The organism is Caldovatus aquaticus, assembly GCF_019458025.1.
In the GTDB taxonomy this organism is placed as follows: domain Bacteria; phylum Pseudomonadota; class Alphaproteobacteria; order Acetobacterales; family Acetobacteraceae; genus Caldovatus; species Caldovatus aquaticus.
This window is the reverse complement of the sequence record NZ_JAHZUY010000009.1, coordinates 13585-36389: the sequence shown is the minus strand read 5'-3', so window position 1 is coordinate 36389 and position 22805 is coordinate 13585. Positions and strand designations below refer to the sequence as shown.

Annotated in this window: 16 protein-coding genes and 1 CRISPR repeat array; of the genes, 2 read left to right on the top strand and 14 right to left on the bottom strand. The window is 73.3% G+C overall.

The features are described from left to right. Positions 1–361: 361 nt before the first annotated feature. A CRISPR array of direct repeats spans positions 362–5010; the repeat unit is 36 nt; unit sequence GTTTTGACCCCCTGAAGAACGGGTCTGCTGCTGAAC. Between the two features lie 12 nt (positions 5011–5022). The 12 genes from cas2 to cas6 form a co-directional block, all read right to left on the bottom strand. After that, on the bottom strand, positions 5023–5436 hold the full coding sequence (gene cas2, locus K1J50_RS05950) for a CRISPR-associated endonuclease Cas2 (protein ID WP_220116681.1): 414 nt from the start codon (positions 5434–5436) through the stop codon (positions 5023–5025). A 2-nt stretch (positions 5437–5438) separates the two neighbouring features. Continuing rightward, complete coding sequence (locus tag K1J50_RS19415) at positions 5439–6221, bottom strand: CRISPR-associated endonuclease Cas1 (RefSeq protein ID WP_220116679.1); 783 nt, start codon at positions 6219–6221, stop codon at positions 5439–5441. Then, positions 6199–7197, bottom strand: a complete 999-nt coding sequence (gene cas1, locus K1J50_RS05940) for a CRISPR-associated endonuclease Cas1 (protein WP_220116678.1) — start codon at positions 7195–7197, stop codon at positions 6199–6201. The genes K1J50_RS19415 and cas1 overlap by 23 nt, the downstream gene beginning before the upstream one ends. A gap of 10 nt (positions 7198–7207) precedes the next feature. Then, the gene (locus K1J50_RS05935) at positions 7208–7492 is read right to left on the bottom strand and encodes a CRISPR-associated endonuclease Cas2 (protein ID WP_220116675.1); all 285 of its coding nucleotides are present in this window, start codon (positions 7490–7492) and stop codon (positions 7208–7210) included. A gap of 154 nt (positions 7493–7646) precedes the next feature. After that, a complete protein-coding gene (locus tag K1J50_RS05930; RefSeq protein ID WP_220116674.1) occupies positions 7647–8915 on the bottom strand; it encodes a TIGR02710 family CRISPR-associated CARF protein in 1269 nt (422 codons plus the stop codon). Continuing rightward, positions 8912–10129, bottom strand: coding sequence for an RAMP superfamily CRISPR-associated protein (locus K1J50_RS05925; protein ID WP_220116672.1), 1218 nt, complete (start codon positions 10127–10129; stop codon positions 8912–8914). Before K1J50_RS05925 ends, K1J50_RS05930 begins: the two co-directional genes overlap by 4 nt. After that, complete coding sequence (gene csm4, locus K1J50_RS05920; RefSeq protein WP_220116671.1) at positions 10126–11070, bottom strand: type III-A CRISPR-associated RAMP protein Csm4; 945 nt, start codon at positions 11068–11070, stop codon at positions 10126–10128. The genes K1J50_RS05925 and csm4 overlap by 4 nt, the downstream gene beginning before the upstream one ends. Continuing rightward, a complete protein-coding gene (csm3, locus tag K1J50_RS05915) occupies positions 11070–11846 on the bottom strand; it encodes a type III-A CRISPR-associated RAMP protein Csm3 (protein WP_220116670.1) in 777 nt (258 codons plus the stop codon). Before csm3 ends, csm4 begins: the two co-directional genes overlap by 1 nt. Then, positions 11843–12424 (bottom strand): type III-A CRISPR-associated protein Csm2, encoded by a 582-nt coding sequence (gene csm2, locus K1J50_RS05910; protein ID WP_220116669.1) that lies wholly within the window; start codon positions 12422–12424, stop codon positions 11843–11845. The genes csm3 and csm2 overlap by 4 nt, the downstream gene beginning before the upstream one ends. A gap of 10 nt (positions 12425–12434) precedes the next feature. Beyond that, positions 12435–15029: a type III-A CRISPR-associated protein Cas10/Csm1 gene (gene cas10 / locus K1J50_RS05905; RefSeq protein WP_220116668.1), complete on the bottom strand. Its 2595-nt coding sequence runs from the start codon at positions 15027–15029 to the stop codon at positions 12435–12437. Then, positions 15026–16111 (bottom strand): CRISPR-associated ring nuclease Csm6, encoded by a 1086-nt coding sequence (csm6, locus tag K1J50_RS05900; protein ID WP_220116666.1) that lies wholly within the window; start codon positions 16109–16111, stop codon positions 15026–15028. The genes cas10 and csm6 overlap by 4 nt, the downstream gene beginning before the upstream one ends. Further along, the gene (gene cas6 / locus K1J50_RS05895) at positions 16101–16976 is read right to left on the bottom strand and encodes a CRISPR system precrRNA processing endoribonuclease RAMP protein Cas6 (RefSeq protein ID WP_220116665.1); all 876 of its coding nucleotides are present in this window, start codon (positions 16974–16976) and stop codon (positions 16101–16103) included. The genes csm6 and cas6 overlap by 11 nt, the downstream gene beginning before the upstream one ends. A 309-nt stretch (positions 16977–17285) precedes the next feature. Between cas6 and K1J50_RS05890 the strand changes: the two genes are divergently transcribed. Continuing rightward, positions 17286–18440 (top strand): amidohydrolase, encoded by a 1155-nt coding sequence (locus K1J50_RS05890; RefSeq protein ID WP_220116663.1) that lies wholly within the window; start codon positions 17286–17288, stop codon positions 18438–18440. Between the two features lie 19 nt (positions 18441–18459). On the opposite strand, the gene K1J50_RS05885 is transcribed toward K1J50_RS05890, so the two are convergent. Next, positions 18460–19422 (bottom strand): alpha/beta hydrolase, encoded by a 963-nt coding sequence (locus tag K1J50_RS05885; protein ID WP_255574976.1) that lies wholly within the window; start codon positions 19420–19422, stop codon positions 18460–18462. Positions 19423–19533: 111 nt separating this feature from the next. Between K1J50_RS05885 and K1J50_RS05880 the strand changes: the two genes are divergently transcribed. Next, a complete protein-coding gene (locus K1J50_RS05880; protein WP_220116662.1) occupies positions 19534–22212 on the top strand; it encodes a bifunctional acetate--CoA ligase family protein/GNAT family N-acetyltransferase in 2679 nt (892 codons plus the stop codon). A gap of 21 nt (positions 22213–22233) precedes the next feature. Here K1J50_RS05880 and K1J50_RS05875 read toward each other — a convergent pair whose 3' ends face one another. Then, entirely contained in the window at positions 22234–22803 is a 570-nt protein-coding gene (locus tag K1J50_RS05875; protein WP_220116661.1) for an NADPH-dependent FMN reductase, read from the bottom strand. Between the last annotated feature and the right edge of the window lie 2 nt (positions 22804–22805).

Here is a 22805-nt window from a genome sequence, read left to right as displayed (position 1 = left end):
GCGGACGGCCGATGCCCGCCCCCATCGCCCGCGGCAACGCGACGCGCGCGCGGGTGCGCAGTCTGGTCGAGCATGTCTTCGCCGCCGAGAAGCGCCGCATGGGCCTCGTCGCGCGGTGCATCGGCCTCGTTCGCGCCACCGCGCGGATCACGCTGGCCAATCTCGCCTACAACATGCGCCGCCCGGTCTGGATCGAAGGAAGAGGTGCGCCCGCCCGACCGATCCGGGCGACAAAAAGACCACAAAGCCCACCGACCGGGGGCGGATCGGGCATTCGCAGACGAAGCGTCCGCGAGCCACAGAGCCATCAACACCACTCAGCAGCGCCCGACAACCGGGTTTTTCGAGGTGTCCAAGCGGGGTTTTGACCCCCTGAAGAACGGGTCTGCTGCTGAACGGGCGAGCTATGGGAGCTCGCTCATCTCACCGAGCTGTTTTGACCCCCTGAAGAACGGGTCTGCTGCTGAACACGCAGTGATGGTCGCCTCGGCGCCCGTCACCGTGTTTTGACCCCCTGAAGAACGGGTCTGCTGCTGAACCCATCGTCCATGACGAAGGGGCGCGGGACGCATTTGTTTTGACCCCCTGAAGAACGGGTCTGCTGCTGAACCAGGGCGGCGGGGGCCGTCACCGGCCTCGACGTTTTGACCCCCTGAAGAACGGGTCTGCTGCTGAACGAGTGTGAGCTTGCGCGGTTCGCGGCGGAAATCCGCGTTTTGACCCCCTGAAGAACGGGTCTGCTGCTGAACCTTCTTCGCGGGAGGAGCGCGCCCAGGCGATCCGGTTTTGACCCCCTGAAGAACGGGTCTGCTGCTGAACGAGACGCTGCACGCCAGCGTCGAGCGCCTGACGCGTTTTGACCCCCTGAAGAACGGGTCTGCTGCTGAACCCGCCGCCGAGGACTACGCCGCAGACGGCTGGCGGTTTTGACCCCCTGAAGAACGGGTCTGCTGCTGAACGCGGGCTCGGCGCCCGCATCGCGGCGGCCCTGTAACGTTTTGACCCCCTGAAGAACGGGTCTGCTGCTGAACGCGACTCTCGCTGCTCTTGTTGATGCTGCAAGCGCGTTTTGACCCCCTGAAGAACGGGTCTGCTGCTGAACGCGCTGCTTGGAGCGATCCCATGAGCCGAGACGCCATGTTTTGACCCCCTGAAGAACGGGTCTGCTGCTGAACCACACCCGGGGAGATGCCCGATGACGCGCACCTAGTTTTGACCCCCTGAAGAACGGGTCTGCTGCTGAACGCGCGTCACCGCCGCCCGCTTCGGCCTCCGCGCGTTTTGACCCCCTGAAGAACGGGTCTGCTGCTGAACGGCAAATTGGTGTTAGTCGCTGATGCGCTCGGCAAGTTTTGACCCCCTGAAGAACGGGTCTGCTGCTGAACTAGAGCGCGCATGCCCGAGGGAGGGGGCGCATGCGTTTTGACCCCCTGAAGAACGGGTCTGCTGCTGAACAGCGCAGTCTCAAGCGAAACGCTTGAAGCGTTTCGGTTTTGACCCCCTGAAGAACGGGTCTGCTGCTGAACGGCCGCCGCCAGGGCTTCCAGCCATGCCGCTACGGAGTTTTGACCCCCTGAAGAACGGGTCTGCTGCTGAACTGCGAGGGAGGACAGCACGGATGAGTGCCACGCAGTTTTGACCCCCTGAAGAACGGGTCTGCTGCTGAACCCTGGGCTAGGCTGTCGGATAGGGGGCCCCCGTCGGGGTTTTGACCCCCTGAAGAACGGGTCTGCTGCTGAACGTCTGACCCGGAGGCCATCTTCCGCGACAGTCTGTTTTGACCCCCTGAAGAACGGGTCTGCTGCTGAACGAGGCAGAGAATGAGAAGGGCGAGCTCTGGGAGCTGTTTTGACCCCCTGAAGAACGGGTCTGCTGCTGAACCGGGCGGTGGAGGTCACAATAAAGGAGATAGGCGAGGGTTTTGACCCCCTGAAGAACGGGTCTGCTGCTGAACCATCCGGCGGGGGCCGACTGACCCATGCGGATCGGTTTTGACCCCCTGAAGAACGGGTCTGCTGCTGAACGCTGGCGCCGCGGCGAGGCCGCGCCGAGCGGCGAGGTTTTGACCCCCTGAAGAACGGGTCTGCTGCTGAACCAACGCGATTGAGGCCAAGCGTGAAAACGCTTGTGCCGTTTTGACCCCCTGAAGAACGGGTCTGCTGCTGAACGAGGGCGAACAGATCGAGTTTGCCCTCACGCTCGAGTTTTGACCCCCTGAAGAACGGGTCTGCTGCTGAACACTGGGTGCGCGAGGCCGAGGAGGAGCGCGGCGAGCTGTTTTGACCCCCTGAAGAACGGGTCTGCTGCTGAACGCAGTGTCGCGTGCGAGCAAGGAAGAGCAACAACGGTTTTGACCCCCTGAAGAACGGGTCTGCTGCTGAACGACGGCCGCGGAGTTCGAGCAGGATCGGGCGCGCTGTTTTGACCCCCTGAAGAACGGGTCTGCTGCTGAACCGCGCGGGCGTGGACTGGCAGCGCGGGCCGGCGCTGTTTTGACCCCCTGAAGAACGGGTCTGCTGCTGAACCCGCCGCCGCCTCAGCAAGCTGCCCCACGGGGCGCACGTTTTGACCCCCTGAAGAACGGGTCTGCTGCTGAACCGCTCGGCGACGTCGTCGCGGCGCTGCCGCTCTGAGTTTTGACCCCCTGAAGAACGGGTCTGCTGCTGAACTCATGCTCGCAATGAATATTTCCCCTGATTTCTTCGTTTTGACCCCCTGAAGAACGGGTCTGCTGCTGAACTGATCGATGCTGCGAAGGCAGTTGCTAGCGAGCAAGTTTTGACCCCCTGAAGAACGGGTCTGCTGCTGAACGCTGGAAACGGCGCGCGGCAATCAACTTTCGACCGTGTTTTGACCCCCTGAAGAACGGGTCTGCTGCTGAACCAAGTTCAGAATGGGGAACATGACTCGGCATTGCGGTTTTGACCCCCTGAAGAACGGGTCTGCTGCTGAACGAGGGGGTGGCGCGCGTCCACAAGCTCCTTGTGCCGTTTTGACCCCCTGAAGAACGGGTCTGCTGCTGAACGGGTCGCTGACCCCGACGTTCTGTATGATGCCGCGACGTTTTGACCCCCTGAAGAACGGGTCTGCTGCTGAACATTTCGACACACACTTCCGGCCCGCGTTCCTGAAGTTTTGACCCCCTGAAGAACGGGTCTGCTGCTGAACCGCAAGGCAAGAGCGCAATCAGCAAGCAAGGGGAGTTTTGACCCCCTGAAGAACGGGTCTGCTGCTGAACCACTCGGCGCTGGGACGGGCGCAGCTCCTTCTTCGACTGTTTTGACCCCCTGAAGAACGGGTCTGCTGCTGAACGCTGATCGATGCCGCTAGTGCAGTCTCAAGCGTTTTGACCCCCTGAAGAACGGGTCTGCTGCTGAACATAGCATGGAGGCACGCATGCACACTGTTTCCGGAGTTTTGACCCCCTGAAGAACGGGTCTGCTGCTGAACGTCAACGACCCCGACGTTTTGTACGATGCCGCCGTAAGTTTTGACCCCCTGAAGAACGGGTCTGCTGCTGAACCGCATCGAGGCGCGGAACGTCCATGCCCTCGGTGTTTTGACCCCCTGAAGAACGGGTCTGCTGCTGAACGGGAAAAGACATGGAAAAGAATCCCGTTGTTTATGCGTTTTGACCCCCTGAAGAACGGGTCTGCTGCTGAACTGCCTGCGCTCCGTCGCCCGCGCCCTGGGCCGCGGTTTTGACCCCCTGAAGAACGGGTCTGCTGCTGAACCCAGTGAAACGCTGGAAGCGTTTCGCCGCGCATGCGTTTTGACCCCCTGAAGAACGGGTCTGCTGCTGAACGGAACGCCGGGAGCGCCGCCAGGGCCGCCGGGAACGGTTTTGACCCCCTGAAGAACGGGTCTGCTGCTGAACCACGTGGTGCCCTACCGCGAAGCGGAGGAAGCGGCGTTTTGACCCCCTGAAGAACGGGTCTGCTGCTGAACTCGACCGCAGCGAGAACGGCCGCTTCATCCCGCATGTTTTGACCCCCTGAAGAACGGGTCTGCTGCTGAACCCGTGGCCGTGAACGTGCGGATGCCCGCGGAGCTTCGGTTTTGACCCCCTGAAGAACGGGTCTGCTGCTGAACCGCAGGCCTTCGGCCCGGTCGGGAAGGGCTGGGGCGTTTTGACCCCCTGAAGAACGGGTCTGCTGCTGAACTGGAGGTCAGGGCGAAACAGCTCGACGCGCACCCGTTTTGACCCCCTGAAGAACGGGTCTGCTGCTGAACGCCTCGGACGCCGTCTGGGACGCCGCCAGGGCCGCGTTTTGACCCCCTGAAGAACGGGTCTGCTGCTGAACCACATGCCGCTCGTTCTGCTGCTTCTGCCACACCACGTTTTGACCCCCTGAAGAACGGGTCTGCTGCTGAACGTTGTGTTCCCCTCGCTTGCCGCGCTTGTTGATGCCGTTTTGACCCCCTGAAGAACGGGTCTGCTGCTGAACCTTGTAAGGCAATCACAAGTGAAGCGATTGAAAAAGTTTTGACCCCCTGAAGAACGGGTCTGCTGCTGAACCCTCGAGATGCGCGAGGAGCTGCGCCAGTTCCTGTTTTGACCCCCTGAAGAACGGGTCTGCTGCTGAACGCCAGAATCCCCGGAAACGGCGCTACGGGCCGGGAGTTTTGACCCCCTGAAGAACGGGTCTGCTGCTGAACTCATGGCCCAGGCTGCTACGAAGAAGTCCCCGAAGGTTTTGACCCCCTGAAGAACGGGTCTGCTGCTGAACTCTCATAAGCGCGCGCGGGGGGCGGGACTATGTGTTTTGACCCCCTGAAGAACGGGTCTGCTGCTGAACGTAATGGTGAGCACGACGCTGCCATGCGCGTCATGGGTTTTGACCCCCTGAAGAACGGGTCTGCTGCTGAACGCAGGCAATTCCAAGCGAAGCGCTGGAATCGTTTCGTTTTGACCCCCTGAAGAACGGGTCTGCTGCTGAACCGATGAGCTTCGAAAGCTTGTCGAAAAATTGAGTTTTGACCCCCTGAAGAACGGGTCTGCTGCTGAACACCTCGCCCTGCCTACTCCTTTCCCGCCAACAGCTTGCCGGAAGCGTCCGCAGGAGTCGACGCCCCCGCCGAAGCTGTCCTCCGCCGCCTCGCCCGCGGCCGGCCCTCGCCCTGGCCGAAACCCAGCACCTCCTGCAATCCCGGCACGCGCCCCTCGCCCAGCCACACGCCGTCCGGCAACCCCTGGCCGAGCGTCGTTACCTCCGGCGGCTCCGGCACCGGCCAGGCGCGCACGTCGTCGCGCCGCGGATGGATCAGCGCCGCCAGCTCCTTCCAAAGCCGCTCGAACTCCGCCTCGGTCCAGCACCCGGCAAAGAGCGAATACTGGATGCGAACCGCCCGCCGCTCCAGCAGCCGCGCCACCCGCCGCAGCCGCCGCGGGGAGGCGATGTCGTAGCCGATGATCCACGCACGCCGTGCCCGCATCGCTACACCTCGCTGCCCACCGCCGCCGCCAGCCGCGCCAGCATCTGCTGGCAGGCCGGCCGCAGCCCCGCGCCCTCGAGCGCCGCAATCGCCGCCCGCCGGAGGGCGGGCGTCGGCCGCTCCGCGTCAGCCGCGCCGGCCCGCGCCAGCAGCGCAAGGGTCTGCGGCCACACCTGCCAGGCCAGCGCATCGCCGAGCCGTTCGGCCAGGGGGAAGCCGCCGCTGCGGCGGACCAGGAAGTTCGGCCCCACGCCCTGCCGCGCCAGCTCCTCCGCCACCAGCGCCGCGGCCAGGCCGCGCAGCAGCGCCAGCACCGCCTCCGCCGCCGCCGGCACCGGGGCGTGCGCCGCCGCCAGGCGCCGCACGATCTCCGGCCGCAACTCCGCGCAGTTCCACCCCGGACCCGCCCGCAGCGCGGCAAGCAGGGCTCGCCGCTCCTCCGCCCGGCACAGATCCTCGAGCCGCCGCCGGAAGCCCGGCAGCGCCGCCGCCGCATCGAGCGCCGCCGCAAGGCCCGCGCGCTGCGACGGCGGCCGCAGGGGCAGCAGCAGCCCCGCCAGCGTCCCGCGCCGGCCGAGGAACGCCACCGGCACGCCGGCTTCGAGGCAGGCGAGCAGCGCCTCGGTCCGCCACTGCACCCGCGTCCCGTGCACCACCACGCGGGCGAGGCGCGCGAGCGGCGCGAAGGCGTCGGCCACCGCGGGCCGACGCAACCGCAGCGCCGGGCCCTCGAGCAGCACGGCGACCGGCCGCTCGGCCCCGTCAAGGTGCAGCGCCGTCAGCATCGGCCGTGCTCTCCGCGCACAGTTCGGCGGCGGCGGCGCGCGCCGCGCGCACCAGCGGCCGCAGCCCCCGGCGCAGGGCGCGGCGCAGCGGCGCCGCCGCCTCCTCCCACGCGGCATAGAAGGCGAGGCGCCCGGCCTTGCCGAGCAGGCAGGCCGCGCCGTCGCGCGTGAAATGCGCGCCGCGCAGCCGCTCCTCGGCGAACAGCCGCCACACCAGGTGGTCGAGATGCGGGCGCAGCGGCTCGACGAGGTCGCAGGCGAGGCTCTCCCGCCCCGGCGCCAGGGCGTGCAGGAAGCCGACCGCAGGGTCGAGGCCGGCCAGGTGCGCCTCGCGCACCGCCTCGAAATGGCCGAGGGTGTAGGCGAGGGAGAGCGCGGCGTTGACCGGATCGCGCGGCGGGCGCCGGTTGCGGCCGGCGAAGCCGAGCGCGGGCGGGAGGATGGCGGCGAAGGCCTCGAAATAGGCCGCAGCGGCCGCCCCCTCCACGCCCATCAGCCGCGCCGGCGACGCGCCCTCGGCGGCCAGGCGACGCAGGCGGTGCTGCGCCTCGGCCAGCGCCTCGAGACCGCGGCGCAGCGGCAGACGCCGGTCGGGGCGGCGCTGCAGGGCCCGGCCGAGCAGCCGGCGCTGGCCCGCCAGCTTGCGGCGCAGGAGCAGCGCGGCGATCCGCACCCGCGCCGCGCCGTCGAGGGCGAGCCGGAACTGTCCGATCCGGATCGCCGCATCGGCATGGGCGCGGCCGAGCATCGCCGCCGCCGGCCGCCCGTGCCGGCCGGAGAGGACGAGCAGCGCCGCGCCGGCCTCGGCGATCGCGGCGATGGCCCCGGTCGAGATCCGCGCCGGCCCGCGCAGTACCACCCGCTCCGCAAGCGCGAGGGGGGCGCGGGCGAGCGCGCCGTCGCCGCCGCGCACCAGCAGGGCGCCGGCCGCGCTCTCGATCACGGCCTCGCGGCGATCGAGGAACAGCGTCGCCATCGCCCGGGCCTTAGCCGACGATCAGGAACGGCCCGTCCGCCGGCGGGCGGGCGATGCCGAGCGAGCGCTGCCCGAGGCGCGGGTCGAGCCGGAGCGCGAGCACGCGGTCGGCGCGCGGATGGATCAGGCGCCGCAGCCGGGCGAGCAGGGCGTGGCGCTCGGCCTCGGTCAGGAAGCACTCGTGGGCCGATTTCTGCCCGCCGACGGCGTGGGCGCGCACCGTGTGCAGGGCCCGGCGCAGGCGCGCGGGGCTCGCGATGTCGTAGGCGAGGAGATGCAGGCGGCGATGCGGCATGGCGCCGCTTATGCGTCCGCCGCCGGCACCGCGCAGCCGCGGCAATGTTGTGGCGGCGCGGGGCCCCGGCCCCCTCCCCCCGGGCCTGGGGGGGGGCGCCCCGCGGTCTTCACCCTGTCGCGGTCTTCACCCTGTCAAAGAGCGGGCCGCCGGCTCAGAGGCCGAGCGCGGCGGGATCCTGCGGCAGTTGCGGCGGCAGGCTCGCGTTCTCCCCGGCCGCGCGCAGCAGCGGCACGAGCACCTGCTCGCGCATCCGATCGGCGAAGGCGCGCCACTTCTCCCACTCCCCCTCGCCGAGCGGCCTCTCGCCGTGGGCGAGGATGGAGCGGTTGCGCAGATCGAGCACGTCGCGCAGGAGGCCCTCGCCGGTCTTCTCCGGATCCCGGTGCGGGAAGCGCGCGGCGAGGAAGCGCGCGACCGGCCCCTCGGGCTCCTTCGCCGCGATCAGCTTCCAGGCCTGCATGAGGCCGGAAAGCGTCTTCTTGCCGGCCTGCTCCCCGAGGCCGGCGCGCGCGACCTCCTGCGGCGTGATGCGGGACCAGTCCACCTTGTCGGGGTCGATCTTGTGCCGGTGGGCGAGCCACCACTGCGCGATCCATTCGGTCAGGCGGTAGAGCCGCGCCACCGCGTCGTCGTAGCGGCCGCGCGCGGCGCAGCGCTCGGCGTTGCGCCAGAGGTCGAGCAGGCGGGCGGGCATGCTGCGCGCGCAGGCCTGCGCCTGCTCGGCGAAGGGCCCGAGCGCCGGGCGGCGCGCGGCGAGGGCGCGCAGGTCGGCCGCCGCCTCCGCGTGGCGGAAGCGGTCCCAGAGGTCGAAGGCGCGCGAGACCGCGGCGAGGTCGGCAAGGCGCGCGCGCGCCTCGGGCGGGGCCTTCTCGTCCGCGCCGAGGTCGTCGGCGAGCTGCGCGAAGCCGGCGGCGGCGGTGGCGTAGTCGTGGGTGGACCAGGCTTCGCGCAGGCGGGCCTCGGTCCGTTCGGCGATCAGCCAGTCGGTGGCGATGCGCACGGGCCGCTCCGTCCCGTCCTTGACGCGATCCAGGTTCTCGCGCCGGCCGAGCATGAACTGGACCTGGGCGCCGGGCGTTGCGATGGCGGCCTGGAACAGCGCCCCGGTCATGGTCTTGGTGCCGCCGGTATAGTCGAAGAGCAGCTGCGCGCGGGGCTGTTCGGCGCGCAGCCTTTCCAGGCGTTCGCGCAGCGCGAGGAAGATCGCCTCGGGTTCGTCGGGCGGGACGATCAGAATTTCGTGCGGCTGCTGCGGGCGCTGCGCCTTGGTGAGGATATCGGGGATCTGCTCCGCCGAGCCGGGCTGGGCGCCGGAAGCCTCGGTGGCGAGGAAGATCACGTGCTCGGGCCGCTTCGCCGCAATGGCCGAGGCGATGGGGTTGGGCGAGCCGCCGACCGAGGCGATGAGGACGAGGCTCATGCGCGTTCCTCCTTTACCACCCAGCCGATCACCCAGCCGAAGGGGATGGGGTCGCCCCGGGCGTCGCGCGTCACCGTGCGCGTCAGGCCCCATTCGCCGGGTCTGCGGATCCTGTCGGCGGGGTTCTTCGCCTGCGGGAAGTGGCCGCGACGCACGCCCTCGAGCGACTTGCTCTCGAAATGCCCGAACCGGCCGAGGCGGAGGAGGACGAAGTCGGCATCCCAACCCTGCTGGGTGAAGGGCGGCCTGCCGTCCGCGACATGCCCGCGCAGGCGTTGCAGCAGTTTCGACCTGGTCTCGGCGGTTCCTTCGAAGAACCGTTTCAGCTCCTCGTTGAACAGCTTGACGTGGAACGCACGGCACCGCGCGAGAAGCTGCGCCGCCCCGAAGCGCGCGGCCTGGTGCGCAACACAGGCGCTCTCCCTCGCCCGGCCGTCCACCTCCAGGCTGACGGTGAAGGCCGGCGCCTGCGCGCCATCCGTCAGCGCGCGGGTCCGCTCGTAGTGCATCTGCATCTTGCCCGCTTCGGGGTTCTTGCGGTCCATCACCTCCACGCGGTCGATCAGCGTCGCGCCCTCGGGCAGAAAGGCGTCCGAGACATGCAGGAAGCGGAGCGGATCGGTCGTCGTGTCCCTGGGATCGAGGCCGAAGGCCGCCTCGAGCGCGCTCTCGTGGCGCCACCCGCCCGGCGGCTCGCGGTCGCGCGGCAGCGCGGCGGAGGCGAGCGCCGTGCGGAAGGCGCCCTTGATCGAACTGCCCGGGATGTAGGGCTTCCCCCCGCTGCGCACGAAAGGCTTCACCTGGCCCGAGCGCGAGAGCGGGTCATCGAAGGCCTTCGTCAGCTCGGCGGCCGAGCGCGGCGAGATCGGAATCCGCTCGACGATCGCCCCCCTGCCCGCCTCCCGCAGCGCCTGCGCCGCCTCGCCGAACTGCCCGGCATCGAGCGCGCGCTGGAAGGCGCTGCGCTGCGCCGGTGTCATGGCGCGCATCGCCTTCGCCTGGTCGAAGCGGCAGAGCATCGGGGGCGCCTCGGCTGCCTGTTCCTCGATCTCCTCGCCGAACTCGTCGTAGCGCCGCCCCGCCCGGCGCGGCCCCTCCAGCAGATACTCGTCGAGCCGCATCTCCGTCCCGTCGCCGATGTGCACCGGCGTCAGCGGCACGAGGCGCAGCGTCACGCGCGTCATCGCGCGCGGCGGGCCGGCATAGACGTTCATGCGGCGGCCTCCGTGTAGGGAATGGCGAGGTGGAAGGCGTTGTGGCCGATCTCCCGATCGTCCTGGTGGACGCCGGTGATCCAGGCGCCGTAGGGGCCGCCATCGGCGGGGGCGAAGGTCGCCCCGGCCTCGGCGAGCACCAGCGGCAGCTTCCAGGGCCGCTTGCCCTCGGCCGTCATCTCCCGGCCGATCTTGCCGAACAGCACGAAGCGCCGCCAGCGCGGCGCGCGCATGTTCGCCGTGACCACGCCCTGCGAGAGGGAGAGCATGCGCGCCGCGCCGGAGCCCTTCGGCGTCTCGTCGAGCCAGCCCATGGGCTCGCTGCCTTCCACGCGGAAGCGGCCGCGCCCGGTCGAGGCGTCGCGGCCGAAGCCCGTCTCGCCGAGGCGGGCGAGCAGCGCTTCCACCTCCCGCGCCGGCAGCGCGCTGCGCACGTAGAGGTCCGCCGCGGTGCGGCCGTTGCCCTTCGCGTCCGCTGCGGGCCAGAGGTCCTCGGCGAACCAGAGGCCGCCGCCGCCCGCCTCCGGCGTCTTGCCGGAGGCGCGGTCGATGCGGTTGTGCGGCACGCGCGCGCGCTCGAGGAAGGCCGGATCCGCTCCGGCCCGCCGCAACAGATCGTCGAGCGCCCGCGCCGTCGCGCCGACGCGCAGCCGCCGCCAGGCCTCGAGCGGCAGGTAGCGGCGCTTCCGCAGCGTCTTCGCGTCCTCGCCCGGCTCGGCGGACCCGGGCGCGAGCAGGGGCCTCGGCAGGTGATCCGTCGGGAGGAGGTCCGACAGGGCGACCGGCTCGGCGGGCAGCCGCGCGAGCCAGGCGCGCAGCGCCTCCCGCCCCTCGTGCGCGCGCTTGGCCCAGCAGAGATGGCCGAAGAGCGTGCCCGAGGTCGGCGGCGTGCCGAAGGGCGAGAGGGGATCGAGCCGCAGGCGGAAGCGGCGGAGCTCCATCAGGCCGGCACCCCCAGGACATCCGCCTCCGTCACGATCGCGGGCGGCCTCTCGCGGCTGAAGCGGTGGCCGCGGAAGCGGTTGTCGAGCGCGATCGGCGCGCGCTCCGGCACCTGCAGCGCGAGATCCTCGAAGGCGATGCGCCCGTAGCCGCGCGAGCCGGAGCCGCCCAGCGCATCCTCCTCGAGGAGCGCGAGGCCCTGCAGCGTCCAGTTGAGGCAGGCGAGATCGCGCGCGCCGCCGTCGCCGAGATCGTAGAGGCGGAAGGCCATCTCGAAGTCGAAGGCCACGCCGGCGGGGACGCGCTCCTGCGTCCGCAACCCGCCGTCGAGAGCCTTCCCCTGGATCCGATTGATGGTGACCTCCGTCTTCTCCTCGAAAAAGGCTTCCGGCCCCTCGCGGTAGCGCGCGCGATCCGCCTCGCACAGCGGGGCGTCGCGCACCATCAGCCGCGTCGGTCCGCCTTTCCACTCCTTGAGGGCGTTGCCGAAGATGCGCAGAACCGGATCGGTGGTGTCCACCGGCTGCCGGTCGTTGTAGCCCCAGGCATGGCCGTCCTCGCGCACGGCGCCGAACGCCCATTCCAGCAGGAAGCGCAGCTTGCCCTTGAGGGAGGAGCCGGGGATGTAGGGTTCGCCGGTGCGGGGGTGCTTGATCACCGGGTTGTCGATGCCGCCGATCTCGACCGAGTCCTTGCCGGCGCCGATGTGCAGCCCCGATTTGAGGCGGATCAGGCCGGTGACGCGCACGCGGCCCCGCTCGCGGATCTCGCTCATCCCTCGGCTCCCCTCTTCTCCTCGAACACCTTGTGGAAGGCCATCACCGCCTCGAAATGCGGCTGGAAGCCGCGCAGGAAGTCGTGCCTCGTCTTCACGCTCGCCGCATGGCGGGTGAAGAAGGCGACGAGCTCGCCCGGATACCGGCTCTGCCGCTGCCAGGTGTAGGCCGCCTTGGCGCGCAGCAGCATCAGCGCCGACCGGATCTCCTCGTCGCTCGCATCCGCAAGCTCCGCGCGGCGCTTGAGCGCGGTCACCTCGGCATAGAAGCGGCGGAGCTGGCTCGCCGGCACGGTCCTGAGCTTCCTCGCGACCTGCTCCGCCTCCTCGCCGAGCAGCCGCGGCTCCACCGCCTTCGGATCGTTGGGCGAGAAGTAGCGGACGGGTTGCGCGGGCGGCCGCAGCAGGTTCCCGATGCAGCCGCGCTCCTCGTTCCCGCCGTTGCCGCCCTCCGCCCTGCCGCCCGGCGCGGTCCTGGCGTTGCCCGGGCCGGGCGCGCGCGGCCCGCCGCCACCGTAGCCGCCCCCGCGCGGCGGCTGCCCGCCGCCCGGCCGCGAGTTGCCGTGAAAGCCCGACATCTCCTCCTCCTCACCTGTTGCGCCACAGCGCGACGGTCGTCGCGATCTCCGCATCCGCCGCGGCCGTCGCCCCGGGCGGCGGCAGCGCCTGCAGCAGCAGCGCCTCCGTGTCGCGGCGCCGGTCGGGCGCCAGCCGATCGAGGAACCGCGCCGCGTGGTAGCGCCACTTCGCGTTCCAGTCCGCCGCGCGCGGCTCGCCTGCCTCGGCCGCGCGCCGCCGCGCGGCGAACCAGCGCATGCGATGCAGGAAGGTCGGCGGCAGATGGCCGGCCCGCACGGCGTCGTTCAGCGCATCGGCGAGACCGAGCGTCGCGCACAGCGCCTTCCATGTCAGCACCCGACCGCTGCCATGGCGCGGCGCCGGGGCGCGGTCCTCCTTCCGCTCCTCGGCGTCCTTCGCGGCCTCCGGGACGCGGCCGAACAGGCCGATCCGGTCGCGCCCGCCCGCCTTCGCGGCCGACAGCGCGTCCTCCGCCTCCTCCACCGCCAGCGCCAGCGGATGCTTCGGATGCACGAAGGCGATGCCGGCCGAGAGGGTGAGGTTCGGGTTGCCCCCGGCGAAGGCGGCGAAATCCTCGCGCAGGCGGAGGGCGAGCGGCAGGGCGAAGCGCCACGGCGCGATCAGCAGCAGATCGTCGCCGCCCGCATAGACGGTGTAGGTGGCGGGGAAATCGCGCGCGAGCAGCCACGGGAGGCGCTCGCCGAAATAGGCGTCCATCAGCCGCGAGAGCTGGGCGATGCGCGCCGGCGAGCGGTCGTTGCCCAGCCCGGCGGCGAAGACGCGCCCCAGATGGTCCACATCGGCCTTGAGCACGGCGAGCAGGTCGCGCCCGACGATGCGTCGGTTCTCCTCCTCGCCGGCGAATTCAAGCGCCTCCGCCCCGATCTGGGCGAAGGTCATGAGATCGCCCGCCTCTCCGCGGTCGTCGGCCGGAATGCCGGCATGGTCGTAGCGCGGATCGGCGGGGGCCGCGACGCGCGGCACGTAGGCGGGCGGGCGGAAGACGGCGCTGCCCGCCCCCGCGCGCGCGAAGGCGAAGCTCGCCAGCGCCGCCGGCCCGCGCTCGGGCCATGCGGCGAGCCGCAGCCCGCCGGGCAGGACGGCCGGCGCCTCCTCCTGCGCCGGATCGGCGGCGAGCAGGGCGTAGCCCTCCGCCTTCGGCAGCTTCTGCCCGATGCGGTAGGCGGCGTCGCACACCCCGCAGCGCCACGCGCCATCGAGCGCCGTCTGCACCACCGCCGGGCGCGCGCCGCAGCTCGCGCAGGCGCCGCGCGCTTCATCGAAGGGCGCCGGGATCACGCCGGTGCCGAGGAAGCCCCCCTTGCCGCGCCAGCCGGCGAAGGGCGTGAGCTTCGCCGCCTCCAGCGCGGCGGCGAGCCGCGCGCGCTCCTGCCGGTAGCCCTCGGCCACTTCGCCCGCCTTGCCGCGGTGCAGGAACTGTTCGGCCGCGAAGGCCGGGCCGGCGGCGAGGACCAGGCCGAGATCGCCCTGCCAGTGCGCGATCATCCAGTCGTCGAACTCCGCGCGCACGGTTTTCAGCGTCTCCTCGAGCCCGGGCAGGTCGGGCAGCAGCAGCTCCGCCTTGCCTCCGGCATGCAGCAGGACGCAGGAGAAGGTCAGGCCGAGGCGGTCGAGCAGGCGCTGCACCGCCGCCTCCACCGTCGCCCCCATCAGGAAGGAGCGGGCGCGCAGGATCCGGCTCGCCCCCTCGCGGCCGTCGAGGCGGAAGAGCGCATGCTGGATCCCGGACAGGTCGAGGCAGGCGAGGCGGAACTTGGGCGTCTTGCGGTCCCGCACCGCCTCCACCGTCCACGCCGCCTGCGCCTCGTGCCAGGCGGCGAGCGCGGCGGCGATGGCGGCGACCGCGCGGGCATGGTCGTGCAGCGGGATGTCCGGCTGGTCCACCGTCGAGGACGGCACCGCCCACAGCAGGCGTTCGGAGAGGCCGAGCAGCGCCCGCTCGAACCGTCCGGCCGACAGGCCGTGCCGGGCGAAGGCGGCAAAGCCCCGCAGCCAGGCATCCCAGAGCGCGCCGAAGCGGCGCGGCTGGTCCGCGGGCGAGCGGCCGCGCGGCAGGAGGGCCTCCGGCGAGAGCTCCTCGGCCGGATGCCACTGCGCGCCGGGCGGCGCGCCGCGGCCGATGGCGATCTCCGGCAGCAGGGCGCGCAGCTCGCGCTCGCGCAGGCCGATGCCCCTGGTCTCCTCCTGCTCGTCCTTCTCCTTCCGCTCGAGGCCCGAGGCCAGCCGGTCCGCCTCGGCGACGATCCAGTCGGCCGGGCTGTCGTGGCGGGGCGCGTGATGGCGCACCGCCACCGCCTCCACCGCGGCGCCGTTGATATCGCCCGGCCAGCGCAGGCCGCCCCGCTCGGTCTGCAGGAAGAAGAAGTCGCTCCACAGCGCGTGGCGGTGGGTGTAGCGGCCGTCGCGCTTCGGCAGGATCGCGCTCTCGGTGCCGGCGAGGTCGCGCCCGGCCTCGGCATAGGCGCGCGCCAGCGCCTGCTCGTCCGGATGCGCCCGCTGCGCCAGCTTGCCGATGTCGTGCAGCAGACCGGCCAGGGCCGCTTCCATCGGCGTCAGGCGGGGGATGGGTTGCTGCTCTCTCACGCTTCCTCCTCGCGGATCGCGATCGCCTCCGGCGCCAGGGCCAGGCGGTAGGCGGTGAAGGGCCGGCGCCCCTCGCGCCTGATCTCGTAGGGCGCGGCCTCGGGGCCGAGGGCCTCGCGCAGGGCGCGGTTCAGCCGCGACACCTTCTCGGCCAGGAACTCCTTCTCCATCCCGTGGGCGAGGGCGCGCCGCGCAGCCTCGGCCGAGCGCGTCGCGGCACCGCCCGCGCAGCGCGCGATGCAGGCGAGGCATTCCGCGGCCAGCCGCCGCCGCACCGCGTCCCCGCCGTGGCAGGCGACGGCGCCGGCGCCGTCCCGTGCCCGCTCGGCGAGCCAGAGCAGTACGCCGAGCAGCGCCGGCGGCAGGGCGATCGGCACGCCGCCGAGCAGGGCCTCGCGCCGGCGCGGGCGGATCTCCAGCGCGGGCGGGGCGAGCGCCGCCTGCGCCGCGGCCACCAGCTCGGCGAAGCCGGCGCCGATCGCCTCCGGCCGCCAGCGCCCGCGCAGCCGCACGAACGGGATCTCGGCGAGGATCAGGCCCGCGGGCGGCGGGCCGGCGGCCCCGGGGCGCGGCGGCTCGGGCGGGAAGAAGAAGTCCTCCCGCCCCTGCAGCGCCGGATCCACCAGCACGTGCGACAGCCGGTCCTGCGCGCGCCCGAACAGCGACAGGGCGATGCCGGCGAGGCAGCTCATCGTCTTGCGCCCGCCGGCGATCGAGAGGTGCAGGGCGCGCTCGGGATCGACGGTCAGGGCGCGCACCTCGGCGATGATGGCGTCGGCCGCGGCGCGATTGTCCTCGGCCGAGGCGATGTCGCGCAGCGGCCGCCCGGCGCGGTCGCGCATCAGCCGGATCTCGGGCGCGGGCAGCGGCCGGCCGAGCTGCGCGGCAAGCGCCGCGACCGCCGGCGGCAGCAGGCGCTGCGCCACTTCCGCCCCCTCGGCGGTGGTGAGCACGGTGATCGCCTCCGGCAGCTCGGGCGGCGCGCGCCCGGCCAGCGCCCACAGCGTCTCCGTCACCACCTGCGGCGAAAGGCCGGTGATGGCGAGCAGGCGCCACCGCGGCGGGGCGGTCTCAGGCGGCATCGAGCGCGAGGCCCCCGAAGCCCATCGCCGTGCCCTTGCCGAGATGCAGCAGGGAACCGAGCCAGAGCGCCGGCCAGACATGCGGCGCCGCGCCGAGGGCGAGCACCGCCTCGCCGACGATCCCGCCGAGCCGCATCGCCGCCTGCTGGCGCGAGCTGACGCGCACCGTCTCGAGCCAGCCGAGCCGCGTCTCCTGCCAGGCGAGGGCGCGCGCCTCGGCGAGCGCCGCCCGCGCCGCCTCCGCGGGCAGCGCCAGACCGGCGAGGCGGGCGCGGCGCAGCGCCGCCGCGACCAGCATCGCCGGGGTCAGGGTGCGGCCGGTGACGAGGTCGCCCTCGAGGCGCAGCCGCAGCGGGGTGACGAAGCCGAGGCGCAGCCGCGCCGGAGCGGGTGGCGGGGCCAGCGTCACCGGCGCCAGCGGGTCGCCCGCCGCGCCCTTCCCCTCCGGGTAGGCGGGACGGACGGCGAGGCAGGCGAAGGGCACCCGGGCCGCAGTCAGCCCCGCCTCGGCCGCCTCCAGCAGGGCGCGCACGACGTAGGGCGTCGCCGGCTCGGCGCCGGGCAGCAGGGTGAGGCGCAGGCGGAACGGCTCGCCGGCCCTGACCAGCCCCCCGGCCGGGCTGCGCTGCGGGGCCAGGACGTAGGGACGGGGCGCGTCGCTCTCCGGCTCGGCGCCGAAGAAGCGGGGATGGAGGCAGACCTCGCCGAGCGGGCAGCCGGAGCAGGGGCGCAGGCGCAGGCTGCAGACCAGGCGCTTGAAGGCATGGCCGAAGGCGCCGCGCCAGGCCGAGCCGGAGAAGGGCTGCAGCCGGACGTCCGCCCGCGGGGCGAACACGAAGTCGGCGCTGCGGAGGGTTGCGTGCATGGGGGAGCGATGCGGAATCGAGTCGCAGATTACGCGGCCCGGTCCGGCTCGGCATCAACCGCAATGTTGTGGCGGGCCGGCCGGTGCACGCGGGACGGGCGGGGGGAGGGGCGCGCCGGGCCGTGCCGCCCTCGGGCCGCGGGATCGCGGCGCGCGGCCGCATTCCCGCCGTCGCTCCGCCCGCGCCGCCGCGCGCGGCGCGCCCCGCCCGCCCGGAGGTTCCGCCGCCGCGGCCACCGCTTGTCGTCCGGCGCGCCGCTCCCGCCCCCGGCGGTTCCGGCCGTCCGCGATCGGCTCTATGCACGCGTCATGGACCCCTCGCTTTGCGCGCGGCTCACCGCCTGGCGCCGGCATCTGCACGCCCATCCCGGCCTGACGCTGGACGAGGGCGAGACCGCCGCCTTCGTCGTCGCCCGCCTGCGCGAACTCGGCGTGACCGAGATCGCCGAGCGGATCGGCGGCCACGGCGTGGTCGCCACGCTGCGGCGCGGCGCGGACGCCGGCCGCGCGGTCGGCCTGCGCGCCGACATGGACGCGCTTCCCATCGAGGAGCGCAACGAGGACCTGCCCTACCGCTCGGCCAGGCCCGGGGTGATGCACGCCTGCGGGCACGACGGGCACACGGCGGCGCTGCTCGGCGCCGCGGCGCTGCTGCTCTCCGATCCCGCCTGGACCGGCGCCGTCCATCTCGTGTTCCAGCCGGCGGAGGAGGGCGGCGGCGGCGCGCGGGCGATGATCGCCGACGGGCTGTTCCGCCGCTTCCCGATGCGGCGGATCTTCGGCTGGCACAACTGGCCGGGGCTCGATGCCGGCACCGTCGCCGTGCACGAGCGTGCGGTGATGGCCGCCGGCCAGCGCTTCGAGATCGCCTTCGAGGGCCGCGCCGGCCACGCCGCCCTGCCGCACCTCGCGCGCGATCCGGTGCTCGCCGCCGGGCACTGCATCGTCGCCGCGCAATCCGTCGTCGCGCGCGAGCTCGACCCCCTCGCGGCCGCCGTGCTCAGCATCACCATGGTCGAGGGCGGCGAGGCGCAGAACCAGATCGCCTCCCGGGTGGTGCTGAAGGGCTCGGCGCGCTGGCTGGAGGAGGCCACGGGCGCGGCGCTGCGGGCGGCGCTGCAGCGCATCGTCGAGGGTGTCGCCGCGACCTGCGGCGTGCAGGCCCGCCTCGCCTGGCGCCCGGGCGTGCCGGTGACGGAGAACCACCCGGCGGAGCGCGACCTCGCCGCACAGGCCGCCGCCGCCGTGGCGACGCTGCGCCGCGATCTTCCCCCCGCCATGACCGGCGAGGACTTCGCCTGGTTCCTGCGCGAGGTTCCCGGCGCCTTCGTCTGGATCGGCAACGGCCCGGCCGAGGGCGGGCGCGAGCTGCACAGCCCGCGCTACGACTTCAACGACGCGGTGCTGCCCGTCGCCGCCGCCTGGCTCGCCGAGGTGGCGAAGCGGGCGCTGGCCGCGCCGTGAGCCCGCCCCGCGGCCTCCCTCAGGCGAGCACCCGCCGCAGCCACGCCCCCGCCTCGGCCACCGCGCGTCGCGCCGCGCCGACATGGTCGAGCGCGCGCAGGAAGCCGTGGACGGTGCCCCGGAACACCGTGCTCTCCACCGGCACGCCCGCCGCGCGCAGCTTCTCCACCATCGCCAGGTTCTCGGAGGCCAGCACGTCGAGCTCGGCGATGTGCACGAGGGTGGGCGGCAGGCCGCCGAGGTCGGCGCGCAGCGGCGCGGCGAGCGGGTTGAGGCGATCCGCCGGGCGCGGCGCGTAGCACTCCCAGTAGAACGCCATCTTCTCGCGCGTCAGGACGTGCCCTTCGGCGAATTCGCGGTAGGAGGGCGTGTCCAGCCGGCTGTCGAGCACGCCGTAATTGATCAGCAGCCCGCGCAGCGCGAGCGCCGGATCGGTCTCGCGCAGGAGCAGCGCCGCGCCGGCGGCGAGGTTGCCGCCCGCCGAATCGCCGCCGAGCGCGACGCGCGCGCCGTCGAGGCCCCACTCCGCGCCCAGCGCCGCCACCCAGCGCACCACGGCGGCGCATTCCTCGAGCGCCTGCGGGAACGTCGCCTCGGGCGAGAGCGCGTAGTCCGGCCCCACCACCGCGCAGCCGGCGGCGGCGGCGTATTCGCGCATCAGCCGGTCGTGCGTGTCCACCGAGTTCCACACCCAGCCGCCGCCATGCAGGTAGACCAGTACCGGCAGGGGTCCTGCCCCCGCGGTCGGGCGATGGAGGCGGCAGAGCAGGCGCCGGCCGCGGATCGGCAGCCAGCGGTCGGCGCTCTCGGCCATGCGCGGCCCGCCCTCGGCGAGCGGCAGGTTCAGCGCCTCCGTCACCGCGCGGCCCTGATCGAGCGGCGGGGCGAGGCGCGGCGGCGGATACCGCTTGCCGCGCTCCTCCATCAGCGCCTGGAAGGCGGCCATCTCCGGGTCCCAGCGCGACATGTCCGCGGGCGCCATGCGGTCCTCCTCCGATCCCCGCCGCAGTGGAGCCGCAGGCGCGGCGCGCCGCAAGGGCCGGGCCGCCGCGGTTGCGGCCGCCCGCGCGGGCGGCGCATGCTGCGCCGCGCCATGCCGCTGCCGCTCCTCGCCACGCCGCCGCGCCCGGCCGCCGCCGGCTTCCGCGACGCGGCCCTGTTCCGCCCGGCGAGCGTCGCGCTGATCGGCGACGCCGCGCTGCCGGAGACGGCGGTGCTTGCGGCCAACCTCGCCGCCGGCGGCTTCCGCGGGCGGCTGCTTGCCGCCGGCGTGCCGGCGCCGCCGGGCTTCGAGGCGCCGGCCGCGCCCGCGATCGAGGCGCTGCCCGCCGCGCCCGACCTCGCCGTGCTCTGCCTGCCGGCGGCGCGGCTGGAGGCGGCGATGCAGGCGCTCGCCGCGCGCGGCTGCTTCGCCGCGATCGTGCCGGTCGCGGCGCCGGACCTCGCCGCGATCGCGGCGCGCACCGGCGTGCGCGCGCTCGGCCCGGACAGCTTCGGGCTGTGCGTGCCCGCGATCGGCCTCAACGCCTCGCTCGCCCATCTCGCGCCGCGGCCCGGACGGCTCGCCCTGGTCGCGCAGTCGGCGGCGCTCGCCCGCGCCGTGCTCGACTGGGCGGCGGCGGAATCGGTCGGCTTCAGCCACGTCGTCGGCGTCGGCGGCAACGCCAGCGTCGGCTTCGCCACCGCGCTCGACTGGCTGGCGCGCGATCCCGGGACCGGCGCGGTGCTGCTCGACCTGCGCCATGTCCGCAACCGGCGCGCCTTCGTCTCGGCCGCGCGCGCCGTCTCGCGCACGCGCCCGGTGGTGGCGATCCGCGCCGGCGCGCGCCTCGCCGACGCGACGGGGGTGGCCGAGGCGGTGACGGAGGCGGCGCTGCGCCGCGCCGGCGTGCTGCGCGTCGGCGGCTTCGAGGAGCTGCTCAGCGCCGCCGAGACCCTGGCGCGGCTGCGCGGCGCGCCGCGCGCCGGCGAGGGCGACCGCATCGCCATCGTCGGCAACGGCGGCGGCCTTGCCGGGATCGCCGCCGACGCGGTGCTGGCCGGCGGGGCGCGCCTCGCCGAGCTCGCCGAGGCGAGCCGGGCGGCGCTCGCCGCGCTGCTGCCGCCGGGCGCGCGCGGCACCAATCCGCTCTCGCTCGGCCCCGCGGCCGGCCCGCGGCTCGGCGAGGCCGCCGCCATGCTCGCCGCCCTGCCGGAAGTGGACGCGGTGGTGGCGCTGCACGCGCCGGCGCCGGGCGAGGACGGGGCCACGGTGCGCGAGGCGCTGATCGCCGCCTGCCGCGCCCGCGGCACCGGCGCGCTGCGGCCGCCGGCGCCGATCCTGGTCGGCTGGGCCGGCCAGGCGAGCGCCGGGGCGGAGCGCGCCGCCCTCGCCGCGGCCGGCATCGCCGCCTTCGCCACGCCGGAAGCGGCGGTGCGCGGCGCGCTGCAGCTCGCGCAGGACCGCCGCAACCGCGCCGCCGCCGCCGAGCTGCCGCCGCGCGAGGTGCTGGAGGTCGCCCCCGACCGCGCCGCGGTGCGCCGCCTCTTCGCGGGCGCGCGCGCCGCCGGGCGGCTCGCGCTCACCGAGGAGGAGGCGCTCGGCGTGCTCGCCGCCTACGGCCTTCCCGTGGTGCCGGGCCGCGTCGCCGCGAGCCCCGAGGACGCCGGCGCCGCCGCAGCGATGCTCGGCTTCCCGGTGGTGCTGAAGATCCTGAGCCCCGACATCGTGCGCAAGACCGAGCACGGCGGCGTCGTCCTCGGCCTCTCCGGCATCGCCGAGGTGGTGCGCGCGGCGCTGGCGGTGCAGGAGCGGGTGCGCGCGGCGCGGCCCGAGGCGCGGCTCGCGGGCTTCCTGGTGCAGCGCGAGGCGCGGCGGGCGCACGAGCTCCGGCTGCGGCTCGGCGAGGACGCGCTGTTCGGCCCCTGGATCGGCTTCGGCGCCGGCGGCACCGCGGCCGACCTGATGGGCGACGAGGCCTTCGACCTCCCCCCGCTCAACCTCGCGCTCGCCCAGGCGCTGATCGCGCGCGCACGGCGCACCGCGCGCCTGCTCGCGGGCTTCCGCGACCGCCCGGCGGCCGACCGCGGCGCGATCGCCGCGGCGCTGGTCCGTCTCTCGCAGCTCGCGGTGGACTTCCCCGAGATCGCGACGCTCAGCGTCAACCCGCTGTTCGCCGATGCCGACGGCGTGCTGGCGGTGGACGCCGCGCTCACCCTGCGCCCCGCGGACGCGCCCGGCGCGGTGCTCGCCATCGCCCCCTATCCGGCGGAGCTGGCGCGGCCGTGGCGGGCGCCGGACGGCACCGAGCTGATGGTGCGCCCGATCCGGCCCGAGGACGCCGCGGCGCACGCCGAGGCGTTCCGCCGCCTGACGCCGGAGGACGTGCGCCGCCGCTTCTTCTCGGCGCTGAAGGAGCTGCCGCCGGAGCAGATCGCGCGCCTGACGCAGATCGACTACGACCGCGAGATGGCCTTCATCGCGGTCGAGCGCCGCGCCGACGGGCCCGAGCGCACCGTCGGCGTCGCCCGCGCGGTGCGCGAGATCGGCAGCGCGGAGGGCGAGGCCGAGTTCGCGGTGATCGTGGATCCCGCTTGGCGCGGCCGCGGCCTGGCGCGGCACCTGATGGAGCGGCTGATCGAGTGGGCGCGCGGCCAGGGCGTGACCGCGCTGGTCGGCCGCGTGCTGGCGGACAACGCCCCGATGCTCGGCTTCGTGCGCGCCCTCGGCTTCGCCGTCCGCCGCGTGCCGGGGGAGGACGACGTGGTCGAGGCGCGGCTCGAGCTCCGCTGACGCGCGCGCCAGGCGCCGCCTTCAACGCCGCAGCCGCTCCGTCCAGGCCTTCAGCGCCGAAAGCAGCGCGGCGATGAACTCCCGCGTCTTCTCGTCGGTCAGGCGCCCCTCCGCGTCGAAGCGCTGGTTGGCGGCCGCGATCATCACCTCCGGCCGGTTCAGCGGCAGGGCGTTGAGGAAGACGAACATCTGCCGCAGGTGGTACTGCGCCCGCGCCGTGCCGAGCGCGCCGGGGCTCGCGCCCATGATGGCGACGGGCTTGCCGTCGAAGGGCTGCTCCGGCGGGCGCGAGGCCCAGTCTATGGCGTTCTTCAGCACCCCCGGCACCGAGTAGTTGTACTCGGGCGTGACGATCAGCAGCGCGTCGGCCGCCTTGATCCGCGCCCGGAGGTCGGCGACCGCCGGCGGGAAGCCCTGCTGCTTCACGTCCTCGTCATAGGGCGGGATGTCGCGCAGCCGGTCGAAGGTCTCGATCCGCATCCCGGCGGGCGCGAGCTCCGCCGCCGCGCGCAGCGCCGCGGCGTTGTAGGAGCCGCGCCGGAGGCTGCCGGCGATGCCGAGGACGGTGATGCTTCGGGTCTCGTCGCTCATTC

Excerpts from the sequence above, each read along its gene's own strand:
- K1J50_RS05935 (WP_220116675.1), bottom strand. The coding sequence starts at position 7,492 with ATGCCGCATCGCCGCCTGCATCTCCTCGCCTACGACATCGCGAGCCCC.
- csm2 (WP_220116669.1), bottom strand. The coding sequence starts at position 12,424 with ATGTCGGGCTTTCACGGCAACTCGCGGCCGGGCGGCGGGCAGCCGCCG.
- K1J50_RS05930 (WP_220116674.1), bottom strand. The coding sequence starts at position 8,915 with ATGAGCCTCGTCCTCATCGCCTCGGTCGGCGGCTCGCCCAACCCCATC.
- csm6 (WP_220116666.1), bottom strand. The coding sequence starts at position 16,111 with ATGCCGCCTGAGACCGCCCCGCCGCGGTGGCGCCTGCTCGCCATCACC.
- K1J50_RS05890 (WP_220116663.1), top strand. The coding sequence starts at position 17,286 with ATGGACCCCTCGCTTTGCGCGCGGCTCACCGCCTGGCGCCGGCATCTG.
- K1J50_RS05875 (WP_220116661.1), bottom strand. The coding sequence starts at position 22,803 with ATGAGCGACGAGACCCGAAGCATCACCGTCCTCGGCATCGCCGGCAGC.
- K1J50_RS05925 (WP_220116672.1), bottom strand. The coding sequence starts at position 10,129 with ATGAACGTCTATGCCGGCCCGCCGCGCGCGATGACGCGCGTGACGCTG.
- cas2 (WP_220116681.1), bottom strand. The coding sequence starts at position 5,436 with ATGCGGGCACGGCGTGCGTGGATCATCGGCTACGACATCGCCTCCCCG.
- K1J50_RS05880 (WP_220116662.1), top strand. The coding sequence starts at position 19,534 with ATGCCGCTGCCGCTCCTCGCCACGCCGCCGCGCCCGGCCGCCGCCGGC.
- csm4 (WP_220116671.1), bottom strand. The coding sequence starts at position 11,070 with ATGGAGCTCCGCCGCTTCCGCCTGCGGCTCGATCCCCTCTCGCCCTTC.
- csm3 (WP_220116670.1), bottom strand. The coding sequence starts at position 11,846 with ATGAGCGAGATCCGCGAGCGGGGCCGCGTGCGCGTCACCGGCCTGATC.
- K1J50_RS19415 (WP_220116679.1), bottom strand. The coding sequence starts at position 6,221 with ATGCTGACGGCGCTGCACCTTGACGGGGCCGAGCGGCCGGTCGCCGTG.
- cas1 (WP_220116678.1), bottom strand. The coding sequence starts at position 7,197 with ATGGCGACGCTGTTCCTCGATCGCCGCGAGGCCGTGATCGAGAGCGCG.
- cas6 (WP_220116665.1), bottom strand. The coding sequence starts at position 16,976 with ATGCACGCAACCCTCCGCAGCGCCGACTTCGTGTTCGCCCCGCGGGCG.
- K1J50_RS05885 (WP_255574976.1), bottom strand. The coding sequence starts at position 19,422 with ATGGCGCCCGCGGACATGTCGCGCTGGGACCCGGAGATGGCCGCCTTC.